Source organism: Rhodoferax sp. EU05-FHT12H12 (genome assembly GCF_058791215.1).
The window spans coordinates 99,305-115,465 of sequence record NZ_JBYTDI010000004.1 but is presented as its reverse complement, the minus strand read 5'-3'; the positions used below and the strand labels follow the sequence as shown (position 1 = coordinate 115,465).

General features: G+C 63.9%; 16 protein-coding genes and 1 tRNA gene. 8 read left to right on the top strand and 9 right to left on the bottom strand.

All coding sequences use genetic code 11. The annotated features are described in order from the left end of the window. Positions 1 to 20 precede the first annotated feature (20 nt). Genes queF through yaaA form a run of 3 tightly spaced genes read right to left on the bottom strand, consistent with a single transcriptional unit; the run spans position 21 to position 2,563 of the window. A complete protein-coding gene (gene queF, locus AC3WS7_RS12770; protein ID WP_492656627.1) occupies positions 21 to 866 on the bottom strand; it encodes an NADPH-dependent 7-cyano-7-deazaguanine reductase QueF in 846 nt (281 codons plus the stop codon). Further along, complete coding sequence (locus AC3WS7_RS12765; protein ID WP_492656626.1) at positions 863 to 1,762, bottom strand: alpha/beta fold hydrolase; 900 nt, start codon at positions 1,760 to 1,762, stop codon at positions 863 to 865. The genes queF and AC3WS7_RS12765 overlap by 4 nt, the downstream gene beginning before the upstream one ends. 27 nt (positions 1,763 to 1,789) lie before the next feature. Beyond that, complete coding sequence (yaaA, locus tag AC3WS7_RS12760) at positions 1,790 to 2,563, bottom strand: peroxide stress protein YaaA (protein WP_492656625.1); 774 nt, start codon at positions 2,561 to 2,563, stop codon at positions 1,790 to 1,792. A gap of 147 nt (positions 2,564 to 2,710) precedes the next feature. Between yaaA and AC3WS7_RS12755 the strand changes: the two genes are divergently transcribed. Genes AC3WS7_RS12755 through moaC form a run of 3 tightly spaced genes read left to right on the top strand, consistent with a single transcriptional unit; the run spans position 2,711 to position 5,558 of the window. Beyond that, entirely contained in the window at positions 2,711 to 4,087 is a 1,377-nt protein-coding gene (locus AC3WS7_RS12755; protein ID WP_492656624.1) for an esterase-like activity of phytase family protein, read from the top strand. 42 nt (positions 4,088 to 4,129) lie between these two features. Continuing rightward, a complete protein-coding gene (locus tag AC3WS7_RS12750; RefSeq protein WP_492656623.1) occupies positions 4,130 to 5,023 on the top strand; it encodes a MaoC family dehydratase in 894 nt (297 codons plus the stop codon). A gap of 22 nt (positions 5,024 to 5,045) precedes the next feature. Continuing rightward, entirely contained in the window at positions 5,046 to 5,558 is a 513-nt protein-coding gene (moaC, locus tag AC3WS7_RS12745; protein ID WP_492656622.1) for a cyclic pyranopterin monophosphate synthase MoaC, read from the top strand. A gap of 39 nt (positions 5,559 to 5,597) precedes the next feature. Here moaC and AC3WS7_RS12740 read toward each other — a convergent pair whose 3' ends face one another. Next, positions 5,598 to 6,092: a cupin domain-containing protein gene (locus AC3WS7_RS12740; RefSeq protein ID WP_492656621.1), complete on the bottom strand. Its 495-nt coding sequence runs from the start codon at positions 6,090 to 6,092 to the stop codon at positions 5,598 to 5,600. Positions 6,093 to 6,163: 71 nt separating this feature from the next. Here AC3WS7_RS12740 and AC3WS7_RS12735 point away from each other — a divergent pair, with 71 nt between their 5' ends. Further along, entirely contained in the window at positions 6,164 to 9,052 is a 2,889-nt protein-coding gene (locus AC3WS7_RS12735) for a valine--tRNA ligase (RefSeq protein WP_492656620.1), read from the top strand. 85 nt (positions 9,053 to 9,137) lie between these two features. Here AC3WS7_RS12735 and AC3WS7_RS12730 read toward each other — a convergent pair whose 3' ends face one another. From AC3WS7_RS12730 to cysM, 3 genes are all read right to left on the bottom strand, one after another. Continuing rightward, on the bottom strand, positions 9,138 to 9,365 hold the full coding sequence (locus tag AC3WS7_RS12730) for a sulfurtransferase TusA family protein (protein ID WP_296468429.1): 228 nt from the start codon (positions 9,363 to 9,365) through the stop codon (positions 9,138 to 9,140). A 30-nt stretch (positions 9,366 to 9,395) separates the two neighbouring features. Further along, complete coding sequence (locus AC3WS7_RS12725) at positions 9,396 to 9,947, bottom strand: NUDIX domain-containing protein (protein ID WP_492656619.1); 552 nt, start codon at positions 9,945 to 9,947, stop codon at positions 9,396 to 9,398. Positions 9,948 to 10,024: 77 nt separating this feature from the next. Next, positions 10,025 to 10,927 carry a cysteine synthase CysM gene (cysM, locus tag AC3WS7_RS12720; RefSeq protein ID WP_296468425.1) on the bottom strand — a complete coding sequence of 301 codons (903 nt, stop codon included), beginning with the start codon at positions 10,925 to 10,927 and terminating at the stop codon, positions 10,025 to 10,027. 41 nt (positions 10,928 to 10,968) lie between these two features. Between cysM and AC3WS7_RS12715 the strand changes: the two genes are divergently transcribed. The 3 genes from AC3WS7_RS12715 to AC3WS7_RS12705 all read left to right on the top strand — a co-directional run bounded on the left by AC3WS7_RS12715 (position 10,969) and on the right by AC3WS7_RS12705 (position 13,955). Further along, positions 10,969 to 11,053: transfer RNA gene (locus AC3WS7_RS12715), tRNA-Leu, on the top strand. Between the two features lie 167 nt (positions 11,054 to 11,220). Beyond that, positions 11,221 to 11,685 (top strand): (2Fe-2S)-binding protein, encoded by a 465-nt coding sequence (locus AC3WS7_RS12710; RefSeq protein ID WP_492656618.1) that lies wholly within the window; start codon positions 11,221 to 11,223, stop codon positions 11,683 to 11,685. Then, the gene (locus AC3WS7_RS12705; RefSeq protein ID WP_492656617.1) at positions 11,682 to 13,955 is read left to right on the top strand and encodes a xanthine dehydrogenase family protein molybdopterin-binding subunit; all 2,274 of its coding nucleotides are present in this window, start codon (positions 11,682 to 11,684) and stop codon (positions 13,953 to 13,955) included. Before AC3WS7_RS12710 ends, AC3WS7_RS12705 begins: the two co-directional genes overlap by 4 nt. Before the next feature lie 22 nt (positions 13,956 to 13,977). Here the strand turns inward: AC3WS7_RS12705 and AC3WS7_RS12700 are convergent, their stop codons facing one another. Then, entirely contained in the window at positions 13,978 to 14,421 is a 444-nt protein-coding gene (locus AC3WS7_RS12700; RefSeq protein ID WP_492656616.1) for an META domain-containing protein, read from the bottom strand. 404 nt (positions 14,422 to 14,825) lie between these two features. On the opposite strand from AC3WS7_RS12700, the gene AC3WS7_RS12695 reads away from it, so the two are divergent. Further along, positions 14,826 to 15,227 carry a phosphatase PAP2 family protein gene (locus AC3WS7_RS12695; RefSeq protein WP_492656840.1) on the top strand — a complete coding sequence of 134 codons (402 nt, stop codon included), beginning with the start codon at positions 14,826 to 14,828 and terminating at the stop codon, positions 15,225 to 15,227. Here AC3WS7_RS12695 and AC3WS7_RS12690 read toward each other — a convergent pair. Next, positions 15,210 to 16,130, bottom strand: a complete 921-nt coding sequence (locus AC3WS7_RS12690) for an NAD-dependent epimerase/dehydratase family protein (protein ID WP_492656615.1) — start codon at positions 16,128 to 16,130, stop codon at positions 15,210 to 15,212. The two genes, AC3WS7_RS12695 and AC3WS7_RS12690, sit on opposite strands and share 18 nt — an antisense overlap. Positions 16,131 to 16,161: the final 31 nt, after the last annotated feature.

Sequence of the window (16,161 nt, the reverse complement as noted above, 5' to 3'; positions counted from 1 at the left end):
CTCCTAAATTTATAGCAAACTTACTGGCGCGCGGTGCGCGTATTGCTTGGCAGGGCCCGCGGGTGGCTGGTGCGGAAGGGGTTGATGTCCAGCCCGCCGCGGCGCGTGTAGCGCGCATAGACCGTCAGTTTGCTCGGTTTGCAGCGCGTCCAGATGTCCATGAAAATGCGCTCCACACACTGCTCGTGGAACTCGTTGTGGTTGCGAAAACTCACCAGGTACTGCAACAAGCCCTCTTGCCGGATCGGCAGACCCGAGTAGCTGATCTGCACACTGCCCCAGTCGGGCTGGCCCGTCACCAGGCAGTTGCTTTTGAGCAGGTTGCTCACCAGCACCTCGTCCACCGCGCCTTCATCGGGCACCGTGGTCAGCAGCTCAGGGGCGGGCTGGTAGTGGGTGCACTCCACGTCCAGGCGGTCCAGGTTCAGGCCGTCCAGCTCATGCACGGGTTCGCGGTCAAACAGCGTGGCGTCGACCAGCCTCACACCAATGGCGCTTTGCACCACACCGCCGCGCCACACGGCTTCGGAAACATCCGTGCGCAGCCGTTGCAGCACTTCGGCCGCGTCGGCAAAGCGGGTGTTGTTGAAGCTGTTGAGGTAAAGCTTGAAGGACTTGCTCTCCACGATGTTGGGTGACTCGCAGGGGATGGTGAAGTGCACCAGCGCCACCTGCGGCTTGCCGCGCGTATTGAGCCAGCTCAGCTCAAACGCAGTCCACATGTCGGCGCCAAAAAATGGCGCAGCACCGGTGATGCCAATCTCGGCCCGCTTGCCCGCGCGGGGGATGGGGAACAGCAGGCTGGCGTCGTACTGGTCCACATAGGCCGAGGTCTTGCCGAGTTGGGATTGTTCAGGGGTATTCATGCGGAGGCTTTCAAATGGGGAATCAGCGCGGCCAGGATCTGGCGCACCGGCTCGGGCGGCAGGTCGTGGCCCATGCCATCAATGGTGACCAGCTTGGCACCGGGAATGCGGCGTGCCGTGTCTTCGCCACAGGCCAGCGGCACCAGCGGGTCGGCCGTGCCGTGGATCACCAGCGTGGGCGCGGTGATGCGGCCCAAGAGCGCGGCGCGCGTGATGTCGGCCACCACGGCCAGCATCTGGCGCGCCGTGCCCACGGGGTGGAAGGCGCGCTGCACGCCCTCGGTCACGCGGGCACGCATTTCGGCTTCGGGCACGGGGTAGGCGGGACTGCCAATGGCCTTGAACAAGCGCATGGTGTGCTCCACCACAGCCGCAGTGCTGCTGCCGGCCGGGCGGCTCAGCAGCACGCGCACCACCTCGGGCGCCGCCTGCGGCAGACCACGCGCACCGCTGGTGCTCATGATGCTGGTCAGGCTCAGTGTGCGCGCAGGGGCTGCCAGCACCACGCGCTGCGCAATCATGCCGCCCATGCTCACGCCCACCACATGGGCTTTCTCAACCTTCAAGGCATCCAGCACACCGATCGCATCAGCCGCCATGTCGCCCAGCGTGTAAGGCGCGGCAGGCACCAGGCCCAGCTTGTACTTGAGGCTGGCCCACAGCAGGTTGGGTTTGCCCAGCACATCGAAGTGGCTAGAGAGGCCCACATCGCGGTTGTCAAAACGCAGCACCCGGTAGCCCGCATCTTCCAAGGCACGCACCATCTCGGGCGGCCAGGCAATCAGCTGCATGCCCAGGCCCATGATCAGCAGCACCACGGGTTTGCCGGCGAACGACGCATCCGTCTGGGCGCTGTCTTCGACTTCGATATCGATTCCGTTTGCTCTTATTTTCATAGCTGCTCGCGCAATATCTACGAGGGCTTAGCCCTGTTTTCGTCTAAAAACCAGGCGCTCGGAGGTGGACTGGTCCGCAGCAAAAGCGTAGCCGTCCACGTCAAAGCCACGCAGTTGTTCCGGCGTCATCAGGCGGTGTTCGATGGCGTAGCGCGCCATCAGGCCGCGCGCCTTTTTGGCGAAAAAGCTGATGACCTTGTACTGGCCGTCCTTGCACTCCTGGAACACACACTCCACCACGCGGCCTTTCAGGGCCTTGGTGTCCACCGACTTGAAATACTCGTTGGAGGCCAGGTTGATGACCACGGGTGACGCATCCTTGCGCAAGCGGGTGTTCAAGTAGTCGGCAATCTGCCGGCCCCAGAAGTGGTAGAGGTTGCTGCCGTGCGGGCCCTTGAGCGTGGTGCCCATCTCCAGCCGGTAAGGCTGCATCAGGTCCAGCGGTCGCAGCACGCCGTACAAGCCGCTCAAGATGCACAGGTGGTCCTGCGCCCAGGCCAGGTCGTCCGCACCCAGGGTCTTGGCCTGCAGGCCGTCATACACATCGCCATCAAAGGCCAGCGCGGCTTGGCGTGCGTTTTTGGGCGTGGCGCGAGACGACCAGGCCGCATAGCGTGCCACGTTGAGCGTGGAAAGTTTGTCGCTCAGGTCCATGAGCTCGGCAATCTGCTGCGGGGAGTAGTCGCGCAACAGCGCAATCAATTCTTTGGACTGCTTGACGAACAGTGGCGCGGTGTGCGGCTGGCCACTCAAAGGGGTGTCGTAGTCCAGGGATTTGGCGGGGGAAAGTAGGAACAGCATGGTGGTGTGGGCAAGGCAGGCGAGACGCCCCAGGGGGGGTGCGGGGCAGTTTAGCGTGAAAGGCATAGGCACCGGGCGTCACGGTTTTTTCACATTGGGCACCTAGGCTTCGCCCCTTGTTCATCACCACCGGGAATTTTCTTCACCATGCGCACGTTCACCCTGACCCACCTGGCCCTGGCTACCGCCCTGAGCTTGGGCGCCTCCGCGGCCCTGGCCCAGACCGAAGTGACCGCCGTGCTGGCCGGCCACGCCGCCCTGCCCTCGAACACCAGCGTGGCAGCGCCCAAGTCGGCTGGCAAGTTCTTTGCAACGGCGGGCAAGTTTGCCGCAGCGAACCGCCAGCGCACCGAGGCACTGCACAGCATCGACGGCATCACCTTTGTGGGTGATCCCAAGTACCCCCGCAAGTCCGGCGGCAGCCTGCCCATCAAGGGCCAGGCCGTGCAGGGCTTCTCGGGCATTGTGTCGCTGGGCAAGGGCGAGTTTTTGGCCCTCACCGACAACGGCTTTGGCAGCAAGATCAACTCACAGGACGCACTGCTGATGGTGCACCACGTGAAGGCCGACTGGACCAGCGGCAAGGTGACACGCCAGAAAACCACCTTTCTGCAGGACCCTGACCGCAAGGTGCCTTTTGCCATCCAGAACGAAGCCACGGCCGAGCGCTTTTTGACCGGCATCGACTTCGACCCCGAGTCCATCCAGGTGGTGGGCAACGAGTGGTGGATTGGCGACGAATTTGGCCCCTATGTGCTGCGCGTGAACCACCAGGGCAAGGTGCTGGGTGTGGTGGAAACCGTGGTGGACGGCAAAGCCACCCGCGGCCCCGACAACTACCTGAACGGCCGCCTGCCCAACTACCCCGGCGACGCCGGCTTTGAAGTACGCCGCAGCGGTGGCTTTGAGCCCATGGCCAAGGCGGTGGACGGCAAAACGGTGTACCCCATGTTCGAGTGGCCGCTGTGGGACGCCACCGCCAAGGCGCAGGACACGCGCAACGGCAAGCCCTTCACCCGCATTCTGGAACTGGACGTAGCCACCCGCACCTACGGCACGCGCCAATGGAAATACGCGTTTGAAGAAGCTGGCAATGTGGCCGCCGACTTCCAGATGCTGGACGCGACCACCGGCCTGGTGATCGAGCGCGACGACGCCACCGAGGGCGCGGGCAATGTGTGCAAGGACGCACCGCGCACCGACTGCTTTACCCGCCCGGCCAAGTTCAAGCGCATCTACAAGATCGACCTGTCGCAGCTGGACGCCGATGGCTTTGTGAAGAAGGTGGCCTTCATCGACCTGACCAAGATCGCCAACCCCCACGGCAAAGCCAAGCGCGGCCCCAACGAAGCCAACTTTGTGCTGCCGCACCTGGGCCCCGAGGGCCTGAGCGTGGTGGACGCCGCCCACATCGTGGTGGTGAACGACAACAACTTCCCCTACTCCAGCGGCCGCACGCTGGGTCAGCCGGACGACAACGAGCTGACGCTGCTGGACATTCAAGCGTTGGTAGACGCGAAGTAAAACCGCGCTGCGTATGGTGCCGCCATGCACAATGGCGGCACCATGTCTGACACGCCCATCACCCTTCAGTACCAAGCCCCGCCCCGCAATGGTGGCGCCCTGGTGCGTAGCCTGTTCGCCGCCCGCCCGGCCCAGGCACCCCTTGCCCAGCACGGCATCCGGTTTGAGGCGCACTGGCATGGCGCCCGCGCCGATGCCAAGCGCCTGGCCCAGTACCGCCAGGTCTGCGACCTGCCCGATACCGGCACCCTGCCCCTCTTGTACCTGCACGCCATGGCCATGCCGCTGCACATGGCCATCCTGAGCCATGCGCGCTTTCCGCTACGCCTGCTGGGCCTGGTGCACTGGAGCAACCAGCTGGAGAGCCTGCGCCCCATCGCCAACGGCGACACGGTGGACATGCACTGCACGCTGGACGGCATCCAGACCACCGAGCGCGGCCAGTCCTTTGCCATCCACACCACGCTGAGCACGGGCGGTACGGTCGCCTGGCGCGAGACCAGCACCTTTTTGTCGCCGCTGGCGCGCAGCAAGTCGGGCAAAAAGGCCTCACCGGATGGCAGCGAGCCTGACTGGGGCACTCCCATCGCCCAGTGGGCCGTGGCCGCCAACGCCGGGCGCCGCTTTGCCGGCCCCTCGGGCGACTGGAACCCCATCCACGTGAGTGCGCTGACCGCCCGCCTGTTTGGCTACCCACGCGCCATTGCGCACGGCATGTTCAGCGCCGCACGCTGCCTGGCGCTGCTGCAGCACGACCTGCCAGCCAACGCGCCGCTGGCGCTGGACCTGCGCTTCAAGCGCCCCCTGTTGATTCCGGGCCAGGTGGCCTTATATAAAAATCAGGATGTGACCGACACCCCGCACGCCACCCACTTTGTATTGCAAGTGCAGCCCGGCGGTGAGCCACATATCGCTGGCACATTGCGCCCGCTCTAAGCCATTGACCACAGGATTGACGATGACCGAACCCAACCCTTCTGCCCTCACCCACTTCGACACCAAGGGCGACGCCCACATGGTGAACATTGGCAGCAAGCCGCTGACGGCCCGCAAGGCCGTGGCCGGTGGCCGCATCCAGATGCAGCAACACACCCTGGACCTGATCCAGAACGCCCAGGCCGCCAAGGGCGATGTCCTGGGCGTGGCGCGCGTGGCCGGCATCATGGCCGCCAAGCGCACCAGTGACTTGATCCCGCTGTGCCACCCCATCATGCTGTCGCGCGTGGCCATCGAGTTTGAGATGGTGCCTGCCACCGCCACCACCCTGCCCGCCGTGCAGTGCCTGGCGATTGCCGAAACCACCGGCGGCACCGGTGTGGAAATGGAAGCCCTGACCGCCGTGCAAATCACCCTGCTGACCATCTACGACATGTGCAAGGCCGTGGACAAAGGCATGGTGATGACCGATGTGCGGCTGCTGGAGAAGCACGGCGGCAAGTCCGGCACGTACCTCGCTCCCCCCACGGCCTGATCACGGACTGGCGCCGCAACAGCACCGGGGCCACACGCGTCAGTACGGCGTGCCGTCCTTGTGCACAAAGCGCCATTGGCCTGTCGCCACCAGCAGGGCTTTGAGGTCGTCGTCCGGGTAGCTGCCTTCATCGCCCGGCGTGCGGTCGCCCACTTCCAGGTACACCACCTCGGCATCGGTTTCGTTTTTCAGGCAGTGGCCATTGCCGGTGCCGGCCTTGAAGCCCGCGCACATGCCGGGTGACAGCGCCGTCAATCCCTCGTCAGTGTGCAGCGTGGGGTGCCCCTGCAGCACATAAATGAATTCGTCTTGCCGGGTGTGCGCATGGCGCAGCGCCGACACGGAATGTGGCGCCAGCCGCACCAGGTTCACGCCAAAGTTGCTCAAGCCAAACACATCCCCCAACTGGCGCTTCTCGCGCCCGGCCATGCGCGCGGCAAAAGGCGCGGGGTAGTTGGAAGGTTTGGTGCGCGGCGCCACCTCGGTGGCGGCCACGGCAACAGGAAACTCGGCGTTCGGGCGGGTATCGGGCATGGTTCCTCCTGGGCAGGCCCCGTAGCTTAGCGCCCGCCCGGTAAAATCGTCGGTCCTCACAAGAGAATCCCATGTCTGACCAAGCCACCCCCACGCCCCACGCCCCCGAACAACCGGGTCTGCAGTCCCTGTCCAAATCGTTTGAGCCCGTCGCGCTGGAAGCGCACTGGGGCCCCGAATGGGAAAAGCGCGGTTATGGCGTAGCGGGCTACCGCGGCACCCAGGCCCCGCAGGCCGGCCAGCCCGCGTTTGCCATCCAGCTGCCGCCGCCCAACGTGACCGGCACCCTGCACATGGGCCATGCGTTCAACCAGACCATCATGGACAGCCTGACGCGCTACCACCGCATGGCCGGGTTCAACACGGCCTGGATTCCGGGCACCGACCACGCTGGCATTGCCACGCAGATCGTGGTGGAGCGCCAGCTGCAAGAGCAAAAAGTCAGCCGCCACGACCTGGGCCGCGAGGCCTTCACCGCCAAGGTGTGGGAGTGGAAAGAAAAATCCGGCAACACCATCACCGGCCAGATGCGCCGTATGGGTGACAGCGTGGACTGGAGCCGCGAGTACTTCACCATGGACGAGAAGCTGTCCAAGACGGTGACCGAAACCTTTGTGCAGCTCTACGAGCAGGGCCTGATCTACCGCGGCAAGCGCCTGGTGAACTGGGACCCGATCCTCATGAGCGCGGTGAGCGACCTCGAAGTGGAAAGCGAAGAGGAAGACGGCTCGCTGTGGCACATCCGTTACCCGCTGGCCGATGGTTCCGGTGACATCACCGTGGCCACCACCCGGCCTGAGACCATGCTGGGCGACGTGGCCGTGATGGTGCACCCCGAAGACGAGCGCTATACCGCGCTGATCGGCAAGCAGGTGACCCTGCCCCTGTGCGGCCGCACCATCCCCGTGATTGCCGATGACTACGTGGACAAGGCCTTTGGCACCGGCGTGGTCAAGGTCACGCCCGCCCACGACCAGAACGACTACGCCGTGGGCCAGCGCCACCAGCTGCCCATGATCTGCGTGCTGACACTGGACGCCAAGATCAACGAGAACGCCCCCGCCGCCTACCAGGGTCTGGACCGTTTTGTGGCGCGCAAGAAGGTCGTGGCCGATCTGGAAGCCGGTGGTTTCCTGGTGGAAGTGAAGAAGCACAAGCTGATGGTGCCGCGCTGCGCCCGCACCGGCCAGGTGATCGAGCCCATGCTCACCGACCAGTGGTTTGTTTCCATGACCAAACCAGCGCCAAGCGGCACCAGCATTGCGCAAGGCGCTATCGATGCAGTAGCAAGCGGCGACGTGAAGTTCGTGCCCGAGAACTGGGTGAATACCTACAACCAGTGGATGAACAACATCCAGGACTGGTGCATCAGCCGCCAGCTCTGGTGGGGCCACCAGATTCCGGCCTGGTACGACGAAGACGGCAAGGTCTACGTGGCCCGCAACGAAGCCGAAGCGCAGGCCCAAGCGCCCGGCAAGACCTTGAAACGCGACGAGGACGTGCTCGACACCTGGTACTCCTCCGCATTGGTGCCGTTCAGCACCATGGGCTGGGGCAATGAAGGTGCGGGCACCGCCGCCACCGACGACTACAACCTGTACCTGCCATCGTCCGTGCTGGTCACCGGCTACGACATCATCTTCTTCTGGGTGGCCCGGATGATCATGATGACCAAGCACTTCACCGGCCGGGTGCCGTTCAAGCACGTCTACATCCACGGCCTGGTGCGCGACGCGCAGGGCAAGAAGATGAGCAAATCGGAAGGCAATGTGCTCGACCCCGTGGACCTGATCGACGGCATCGCGCTCGAACCCCTGCTGGACAAACGCACCACCGGCCTGCGCAAGCCCGAAACCGCGCCCCAGGTGCGCAAGAACACGCAAAAGGAATTCCCCGAGGGCATTCCCGCCTACGGTGCCGACGCCCTGCGCTTCACCTTTGCCGCGCTGGCCTCGCTGGGCCGCTCCATCAACTTCGACAGCAAGCGCTGCGAGGGCTACCGCAATTTCTGCAACAAGCTGTGGAACGCCACGCGCTTTGTGCTGATGAACTGCGAAGGCCAGGACTGCGGCGTGCAGGACAACGCCCAGTGCGACACCGCCATCCTGGACTTCAGCGCCAGCGACCGCTGGATCGTGTCGCTGCTGCAGAAGGTGGAAGCCGAGGTGGCCCAGGGCTTTGCCGACTACCGCCTGGACAACGTGGCCAACACCATCTACGACTTTGTCTGGAACGAGTTCTGCGACTGGTACCTGGAAATCGCCAAGGTGCAGATCAACACCGGCTCCGACGCGCAAAAACGCGCCACCCGCCGCACCCTGATCCGCACGCTGGAAACCATCCTGCGCCTGATCCACCCCATCACGCCCTTCATTTCTGAGGAGCTGTGGCAAAAGGTGGCGCCGGTGGCTGGCCGCCAAGGCCCGTCGGTGTCCATCGCCGCCTACCCGGTGAGCCAGCCCGAGCGCATTGACGAGGCGGCCATTGCCCACGTGGTCAAGCTCAAGGCCTTGGTAGACGCCTGCCGCAACCTGCGGGGCGAGATGAACGTGTCGCCCGCCGTGCGCCTGCCGCTGTTCGTGGTGGCCCACAGCGCGGCCGAAGGTGCGTTCCTGCAAGCCTCGGCCGCCGTGCTGCAATCCCTGGCCAAACTCAGCGAAGTGAAGGTGTTTGCCGACGAAGCCAGCTGGCAAGCCGCCGCCCAGTCCGCCCCCGTGGCCGTGGTAGGCGAAGCGCGTGTGTGCCTGTTTGTGGAAGTGGACGTGGCAGCCGAAAAGATCCGCCTGGGCAAGGAAGTGGCCCGCCTGGAAGAGCAGATCACCAAGGCCAGCGCCAAGTTGAGCAACGAAGCTTTTGTGGCCAAAGCCCCCGCTGCCGTGCTGGAGCAGGAACGCAAGCGCGTGGCGGACTTTGCGGCAACACTAGAAAAGGTGAAAGAGCAACTGGCCCGCTTGGGCTGATGCGTCGGCCCGATGGGGCCTGCGCCAAAACAAAACGCCGCAGGGTTTTCCCGTGCGGCGTTTTTGTTTGGAGACGCAGAAAAACTCAGCGCCGGCGCAACACGTGGATGTACTCGGCGCCTACCGTTTGCTGCTCCAGCAGCTCATTGCCGGTCTGTTTGGCGAAGGCCTGAAAGTCCCGGATGGAGCCGGGGTCGGTGGCGACCACTTTCAGGGTCTGGCCGCTCAACAGCTCGGCCAGGGCCTTCTTGGCCTTGAGGATGGGCAGCGGGCAGTTCAGCCCGCGGGTGTCAACTTCTTTGTCGGTGTTCATGCAAGCAGCTTTCTGGCGTAGCTGGCGATTTTAAGTCGCCAGCTTTTCGGCGTCCTGGCGCCACACCGGGTCGATGAAGGTGGGCTCGTGTCCACGTGAGCGCAGGAATTCGGCCAAGGCGTAACCCGTTCCCGCGGGCCAGCACTTCACGTCCTGCAAGTCATACAGGCGATAGTCCACCAGCTCAGGGCTGAGCTTCACGTCGCCATGGCAGACCGCGTGGTAGGCAATGATGACCTGGTTCATGCGTTGGAAGTCATAGGCACCCAGCAGCTTGAGCGCGCTGGTGGTCAGGTTGGTCTCTTCCGCAATCTCGCGCGCAATGCCCTCTTCGGGCGTCTCACCCGCCTCCATGAAGCCGGTGATCAATGCGTACATCTTGCCGGGCCAGGCGGCGTTGCGTGCCAGCAGGATTTGCCCGTTGTACTCAATCACCGCAGCCAGCACGGGCGTGGGGTTGTTCCAGTGCGTGAAGTCGCAGGCCGGGCAGCGCAAGCGGGTTTTGTCGCCACCGTCTTCTGCCAGGGTGATGTGCTCCAGCGCCGTGGCGCACTGCGGACAAAACTTGAAAACAGCAGACATATCCACCCTTTATTTGCTATACATTCAGTAGCTGCTCGCGCAATAAGGACGGTCGCTACAGGCACTTTTCGCATAAATTATGCGGGAAAGACCCCGGTGGAGAGGTAACGGTCACCGCGGTCGCACACTACAAACACGATCACGGCATCACGCTCGCGCCTGGCAATCTCCTGCGCGACCCAGCAGGCACCAGCAGCCGAGATGCCGCCAAAAATTCCTTCCTCGCGCGCCAGACGTCGGCACATGTCCTCGGCGTCCGCCTGGCTCACGTAAACCAGTTCGTCCACGTTCTTGGGGTCGTAAATTTTGGGCAGATAGGCCTCGGGCCATTTGCGGATACCGGGAATGCGCGAGCCTTCCGATGGCTGCGCGCCGATGATGCGAATGGCCGGGTTCTTTTCCTTCAGGAAGCGCGACACGCCGGTGATGGTGCCGGTAGTGCCCATCGCGCTGACAAAGTGGGTGATGCGCCCGTTGGTTTGCGCCCAGAGCTCGGGGCCGGTGGTTTCGTAGTGAATGCGGGGGTTGTCGCCATTGGCAAACTGGTCCAGCACCCGGCCTTTGCCGTCGCGCTGCATTTGCTCCGCCAAGTCGCGCGCGTATTCCATGCCACCACTCTTGGGCGTCAGGATCAGCTCGGCGCCAAAAGCCTTCATGGTCTGGGCGCGCTCGATGGACAGGTCCTCCGGCATGATCAAGACCATGCGGTAGCCCTTGACGGCTGCGGCCATGGCCAAGGCAATACCGGTGTTGCCGGAGGTGGCTTCGATCAGCGTGTCGCCGGGTTGGATGTCGCCACGTTCCTGGGCGCGCTGGATCATGGAGAGTGCCGGGCGGTCTTTGACAGAACCGGCGGGGTTGTTGCCTTCAAGTTTGCCCAAAACCACGGTGTTGCGGGACTGGTTGTCACTGACCTGGATGCGCTGCAGGGCGACCAAGGGGGTGTTTCCGATAGCGTCTTCAATAGTTTGGAATGTCATGGCCATAAATGTGCCATAATTCGCGCTTCACAGAATTACCTGCCCAGGTGGTGAAATTGGTAGACTCAGGGGACTCAAAATCCCCCGCCGCAAGGCGTGCCGGTTCGAGTCCGGCCCTGGGCACCAGATCAAAGCCAGACGTTCGCAAGACGTCTGGCTTTTTTTGTGCCCATTTTTTGTTTGGGCGCTCTAAAAAACCTCATGGATTACCCGCTGTGTAAGCCTGCGTGACACCGGGGCACTGGCACCACCCCTATGATGCGGCCCACAAGAACCCGCAAGGAGTGCGCCCCATGGAACTCAACATCAATGGCAAGGTGGTGACCGCCGACGCCCCACCCGACATGCCCCTGCTCTGGGTGCTGCGCGATACCCTGAACATGACCGGCACCAAGTTTGGCTGCGGCGTCGCGGCCTGCGGGGCCTGCACGGTGCATGTGGATGGCCAGCCTGTGCGCTCCTGTGTCATGCCAGCCTCCGCCGTGGTCGGCCAGAAGATCACCACCATCGAAGCCCTGGGCAACCCCGACAAGCTGCATGTGCTGCAAGCCGCCTGGATTGCCGAACAGGTGCCCCAATGTGGCTACTGCCAGAGCGGCATGCTGATGGCCGCAGCGGCCCTCTTGGCGCGCAAACCCAAACCCACTGACGCGGACATTGACGAGGCCATGACCAATATATGCCGTTGCGGTACCTACCAACGTGTGCGCGCCGCCATCCACCGCGCCGCCGCCCAGACGCAAGGAGCCGCAGCATGAAGCGCCGCACCTGGATTTTGAGCGCATTGGGTGCCACGGGCGCACTGGTGGTGGGCTGGGGCGTGATGCCCGCCCGCTCCCGCATGGGAAGCCCTGAACTGATGCTGCCTGAAAGTGGTGAAGTGGCCCTGAACGGCTGGATCAAGGTGGCCAGCGATGGCTCCGTGGTGCTGGCCATGCCCCGCAGCGAAATGGGCCAGGGCGTGCACACGGCCTTGTCCATGCTGGTGGCCGAGGAGTTGGACTTGCCCTTGGCCAAGCTGCTGCTGCAGCAGGCCGGGCCCGACACGATTTATGGCAATGTGGTCATGCTCACGGCCAGCCTGCCCTTCCATCCCCTGGAGTCCGAGGGTGGCAACCCGCCCACCAAGGTCAAACTTGGCGAGTGGTTTGTCGGCAAAATTGCGCGCGAACTGGGTATCAACGCCACCGGTGGATCCTCCAGCGTGGCCGACGCCTGGTTCCCCCTGCGCACCGCGGCCGCCACGGCACGGGCCGCCCTGCTGGAATCGGCGGCCAAGCAATGGCAGGTGCCGGTCTCGGAGCTGCGCATTGCGGCAGGCGTGGTGCAACACGCTTCCGGCAAATCGGCACATTTTGGCGAGCTGGCGACGGGCGCGGTCGGTGCCAGTCCCAAGAACGTGAGCCTCAAGGCCCGCGAGCAATGGACCCTGTTGGGCAAGCCAACCCCCCGTGGGGACATTCCAGCCAAGACTACCGGGGCCGCACGGTTCGGCATCGACGTGCGCCAGCCCGGCATGCTGTTTGCCGCACTGCGCTTGGCGCCACAAATCGGCGGCAGTGTCCAAACCCTGGACACCCAAGCCGCCCTGGCCCTGCCCGGCGTGCACAAGGTGGTGCCATTGGAGGCCCTGGGTGGCTCCACGGCCGGGTTTGCGGTGGTAGCACAAACCACCTGGCATGCCCGCCAAGCGGCCCAGGCGGTGCAAGCGCAATGGGCAGCACCGCCCAATGGCGCCCTGGACACCCAGGCCATCGAGGCCCGCATGCAGGCAGCTTTGAAGGCCGAAGACGGTTTTGCGTTCTATGAGAAAGGCGATGCCAGCCAAACCGAGGCCTCCGCAGCCCGACTGGTAGAGGCCAGCTACCAAGCACCCTATCTGGCCCACGCCACCATGGAGCCCATGAACTGCACCGCACAGGTGTTGGACGGCAAGGTCACCGTGTGGGCCCCGACCCAAGTGCCTGAAATGGCACGTGCCATAGCCGCCAAAGTAGCCGGTGTGGATGCCAAGGACGTGACCCTGCATGTCACGCTGCTGGGTGGCGGTTTTGGACGCCGGCTGGAGGTGGATTACGTCGCCCAGGCCGTGCGAGTGGCCATGGCTTGCGAGGGCAAACCGGTGCAACTGGTGTGGTCGCGCGAAGAGGACATGACACACGACTTCTACCGCCCCATGCATGTGGCCGACATGCGTGCGGCCATCGACAGCACGGGCCAAGTCAGCAGCCTTCGCATCAAATCCGCCGGTGATGCCATCAGCCCACGCTGGATGGCCCGCGGGCTGCCCGCCCTGTCTGGCCCGGTGGACATGCCGGACAAAACCACGGCCGAGGGCCTGTTTGACCTGCCCTACGGCTTTGCCAACCAGCACATGGCCCACGTGGCTACCCACATGGAGGTGCCGGTAGGCTTTTGGCGCTCAGTCGGCCATTCGCACAATGCGTTTTTTTCGGAAAGCTTTATCGACGAGCTGGCCGCAGCTACCCAGAAAGACCCCTTGGCCTTTCGGCTGGCTTTGCTCCAGGACGCGCCACGCTATGCCGCCGTTTTGCAATTGGCCGCCGACAAGGCACGCTGGGGCAGCGCTCTGCCCAAGGGGCATGCCATGGGCATGGCCTTGCACGAATCCTTTGGCTCCATCGTGGCCGAAGTGGCCGAAGTGTCGATCCAGAACGGTGTGCCGCGCGTGCATCGCGTGGTGTGCGCCATCGACTGCGGTACGGTCGTCAATCCTGGCACCGTAGCCCAGCAGATGGAAAGTGCGGTGATTTTTGGACTAAGCGCGGCGCTCTACGGCAAGATCGACATTCAAGACGGGGTAGTACAGCAGAGCAACTTCCCCACCTACCCCATGGTGCAGTTGGCCCACGCTCCGCAGGTAGACACTTACATGGTACCCAGCACGCGCGCGCCTGGCGGCGTGGGTGAGCCGGGCTTGCCACCCCTTGCGCCTGCGGTGGCGAATGCCATATTCACCCTGACCGGCCAGCGACACCGCAGGCTCCCCTTGGTCCAAGCGGCCTGACCACCCCGCGCGGCGCAAAAGCTCAGGGTTTGGCAAAGCGGGCCAGTATCTGGCCCGCTGCGTCTTCCAGCACCAGTTGCCCGTCCACCAGCCGTACGGTGCGCGCGGACTCCAGCACCGCAAAGAAGCGGTCTTCCTGCCCGCCCTGCGGCAAAGCCACACACAGGCGCCCGGTCGCTGCCAGGTTACCCACTTGCAGCGCCCCTTGGTTCACCACGGCGCGGCCCGCAAATGCATTGCACCCACCAGAACCCGTGATCTGCTCCGCCGATGCCCAGCGCAAACGCGGCACGGGAGCCAGCACCGTCGACACACCAACAATCTGGGTGGTCACCCACTCCTGACCCACCAGTGCGGCACCCGATGCGGGCAAGCCCCCCTGTTGCGGCGAAGGCAGCGCACACGCAGACACCAGCAGCACCAACAAACTGGACGCCAGCCTGCGAGAAAAAAAGGACAAAGCCATACAACGCGAAGGTAATGAAGGAGGAGCCATCTTAATCACCTGCCGAATTGCCGCACAATCACCGACTTCCCGAGTTCACACCCCACACCATGCCCACCGATACCGCGCGCCCGGCCACCACCACACCCCGTCTGTTTATCGTGGTGCTGGCGCTGTCTGTGGCGGCGGCCCTGGTGCCCACCATATGGCCGACGGCAGACTTGGCGCTGGCGGCCCTTTTTACAGGCACGCCCCCCTTGATTGACTCCAAGGAATGGTGGTGGGTGTTAGGCATCAACCTCTATGTTCCCGCCCTGTTTCGCGTCGGACTGGCCCTGTGTTTTGTGGCTTGGTTGGTCGTGACTTTTGGCAAAGGCTGGAAGGCTTGGCGCCTGCCTCTGGCCTTTGTCGTGGTAGCGGGCATCATGGGCCCGGGCGTGGTGGTCAATGCGGTGTTCAAAGAGCACTGGCAGCGCGCACGCCCTTATCAGGTTGAACACTTCGGCGGCGAACAGCAGTTCACCCGCGCCACGCTCATCACGGACCAGTGCAACAACAACTGCTCCTTTGTCAGTGGGCATGTGGCCTGTGGTTTCTTCTTTGCCACGCTGCTGCTGGTGCACCGTCGCCGCCAAAAGACCTGGGCCTTGGTGGGCACCGGGGCGGGACTGGTGATCGGCTTCGCCCGCATGTCGGACGTGGCGCACTGGTTCAGCGATGTGCTGTGGGCCTACCCCATCACCCTGATCACCAGTTGGCTGGTGTGGCAAGGGCTGGTGCACGTCTACCGCTGGCGCGATGTACACACCTCAAGCGCTCGAACGTAAACCGGTGTGCACGCTGGGGTAGCGCAGCGTCAAACGCAACTCCTGCACCATACGCGTATTGACCAGTCGACGCGACTCATCCATAAAACTCAACAACATCACCGGCAACTGCTCGCGTGCACCTGTGCGCGACACCCGGGGCGGGCGCGGCAGGCCATACAGGTCAGCCGCAAGATCGAAGTAGTCCCCCATCTTGAGCTCGGAGTGGTCACTCACGTTATACAGGCGCTGGGGCAAGCCCAGCCACAGCGCACGCCAACAGGCACGCGCCAAATCATCGGCATGGATATGGTTGGTGTACACATCGTCAGCGGCCTGCAGCACCGGCGTGCCCTTGGCCAAACGGGTTTGCGGTGTGCCACCCTCTCGGTCGGGTGCGTAAATACCCGGAATGCGGATCACTGACACCCGTACGCCACTGCTGCGGCCCCAAAAGCGCATGGCGTATTCGGCGTGGACACGACGCTGTGCGCGCGGAGTTTGTGGTGCAACGGCACGTGTCTCGGGCACCCATTCCCCCTGGCAGTCGCCATACACTCCGCTGGTGGACCCATACACCACGCTCGCGGGCGCGGTACGGCGGCGCAATACGCGGGCCAGTGCCAGAGCGCGGGAGTCCACCCACCCCTCGGAGGGTGGCGGTGCCAGGTACAACACCCGCTGAGCCAACCCAGCCAAGCGGCGCAGAGTCTGGGGCTTGTCCAGATTGCCCAGCAAGGGGGTGGCCCCCATGGCCCGCAGCGCGGGGATACGCTCGGCAGAAGATGTCAGCGCCAGCCAGCGGGCCTGCACGCCTTGGGCCTTGACCATGCGCACACCGACGTCGCCACAGCCCAGCACCAGCACCCGCTGTTTGCGAAAACGGGAGGGCAAGGCCCCCAGGGGGGATTGGTTTGAAGGCAAAATTGAGGGTTGATGACTTGAGAGTCCCCAA

What these genes read in the sequence shown, in the direction of transcription:
- queF (WP_492656627.1), bottom strand. Translation starts at nt 866, where the DNA reads ATGAATACCCCTGAACAATCCCAACTCGGCAAGACCTCGGCCTATGTG.
- AC3WS7_RS12765 (WP_492656626.1), bottom strand. Translation starts at nt 1,762, where the DNA reads ATGAAAATAAGAGCAAACGGAATCGATATCGAAGTCGAAGACAGCGCC.
- yaaA (WP_492656625.1), bottom strand. Translation starts at nt 2,563, where the DNA reads ATGCTGTTCCTACTTTCCCCCGCCAAATCCCTGGACTACGACACCCCT.
- AC3WS7_RS12755 (WP_492656624.1), top strand. Translation starts at nt 2,711, where the DNA reads ATGCGCACGTTCACCCTGACCCACCTGGCCCTGGCTACCGCCCTGAGC.
- AC3WS7_RS12750 (WP_492656623.1), top strand. Translation starts at nt 4,130, where the DNA reads ATGTCTGACACGCCCATCACCCTTCAGTACCAAGCCCCGCCCCGCAAT.
- moaC (WP_492656622.1), top strand. Translation starts at nt 5,046, where the DNA reads ATGACCGAACCCAACCCTTCTGCCCTCACCCACTTCGACACCAAGGGC.
- AC3WS7_RS12740 (WP_492656621.1), bottom strand. Translation starts at nt 6,092, where the DNA reads ATGCCCGATACCCGCCCGAACGCCGAGTTTCCTGTTGCCGTGGCCGCC.
- AC3WS7_RS12735 (WP_492656620.1), top strand. Translation starts at nt 6,164, where the DNA reads ATGTCTGACCAAGCCACCCCCACGCCCCACGCCCCCGAACAACCGGGT.
- AC3WS7_RS12730 (WP_296468429.1), bottom strand. Translation starts at nt 9,365, where the DNA reads ATGAACACCGACAAAGAAGTTGACACCCGCGGGCTGAACTGCCCGCTG.
- AC3WS7_RS12725 (WP_492656619.1), bottom strand. Translation starts at nt 9,947, where the DNA reads ATGTCTGCTGTTTTCAAGTTTTGTCCGCAGTGCGCCACGGCGCTGGAG.
- cysM (WP_296468425.1), bottom strand. Translation starts at nt 10,927, where the DNA reads ATGACATTCCAAACTATTGAAGACGCTATCGGAAACACCCCCTTGGTC.
- AC3WS7_RS12710 (WP_492656618.1), top strand. Translation starts at nt 11,221, where the DNA reads ATGGAACTCAACATCAATGGCAAGGTGGTGACCGCCGACGCCCCACCC.
- AC3WS7_RS12705 (WP_492656617.1), top strand. Translation starts at nt 11,682, where the DNA reads ATGAAGCGCCGCACCTGGATTTTGAGCGCATTGGGTGCCACGGGCGCA.
- AC3WS7_RS12700 (WP_492656616.1), bottom strand. Translation starts at nt 14,421, where the DNA reads ATGGCTTTGTCCTTTTTTTCTCGCAGGCTGGCGTCCAGTTTGTTGGTG.
- AC3WS7_RS12695 (WP_492656840.1), top strand. Translation starts at nt 14,826, where the DNA reads ATGGGCCCGGGCGTGGTGGTCAATGCGGTGTTCAAAGAGCACTGGCAG.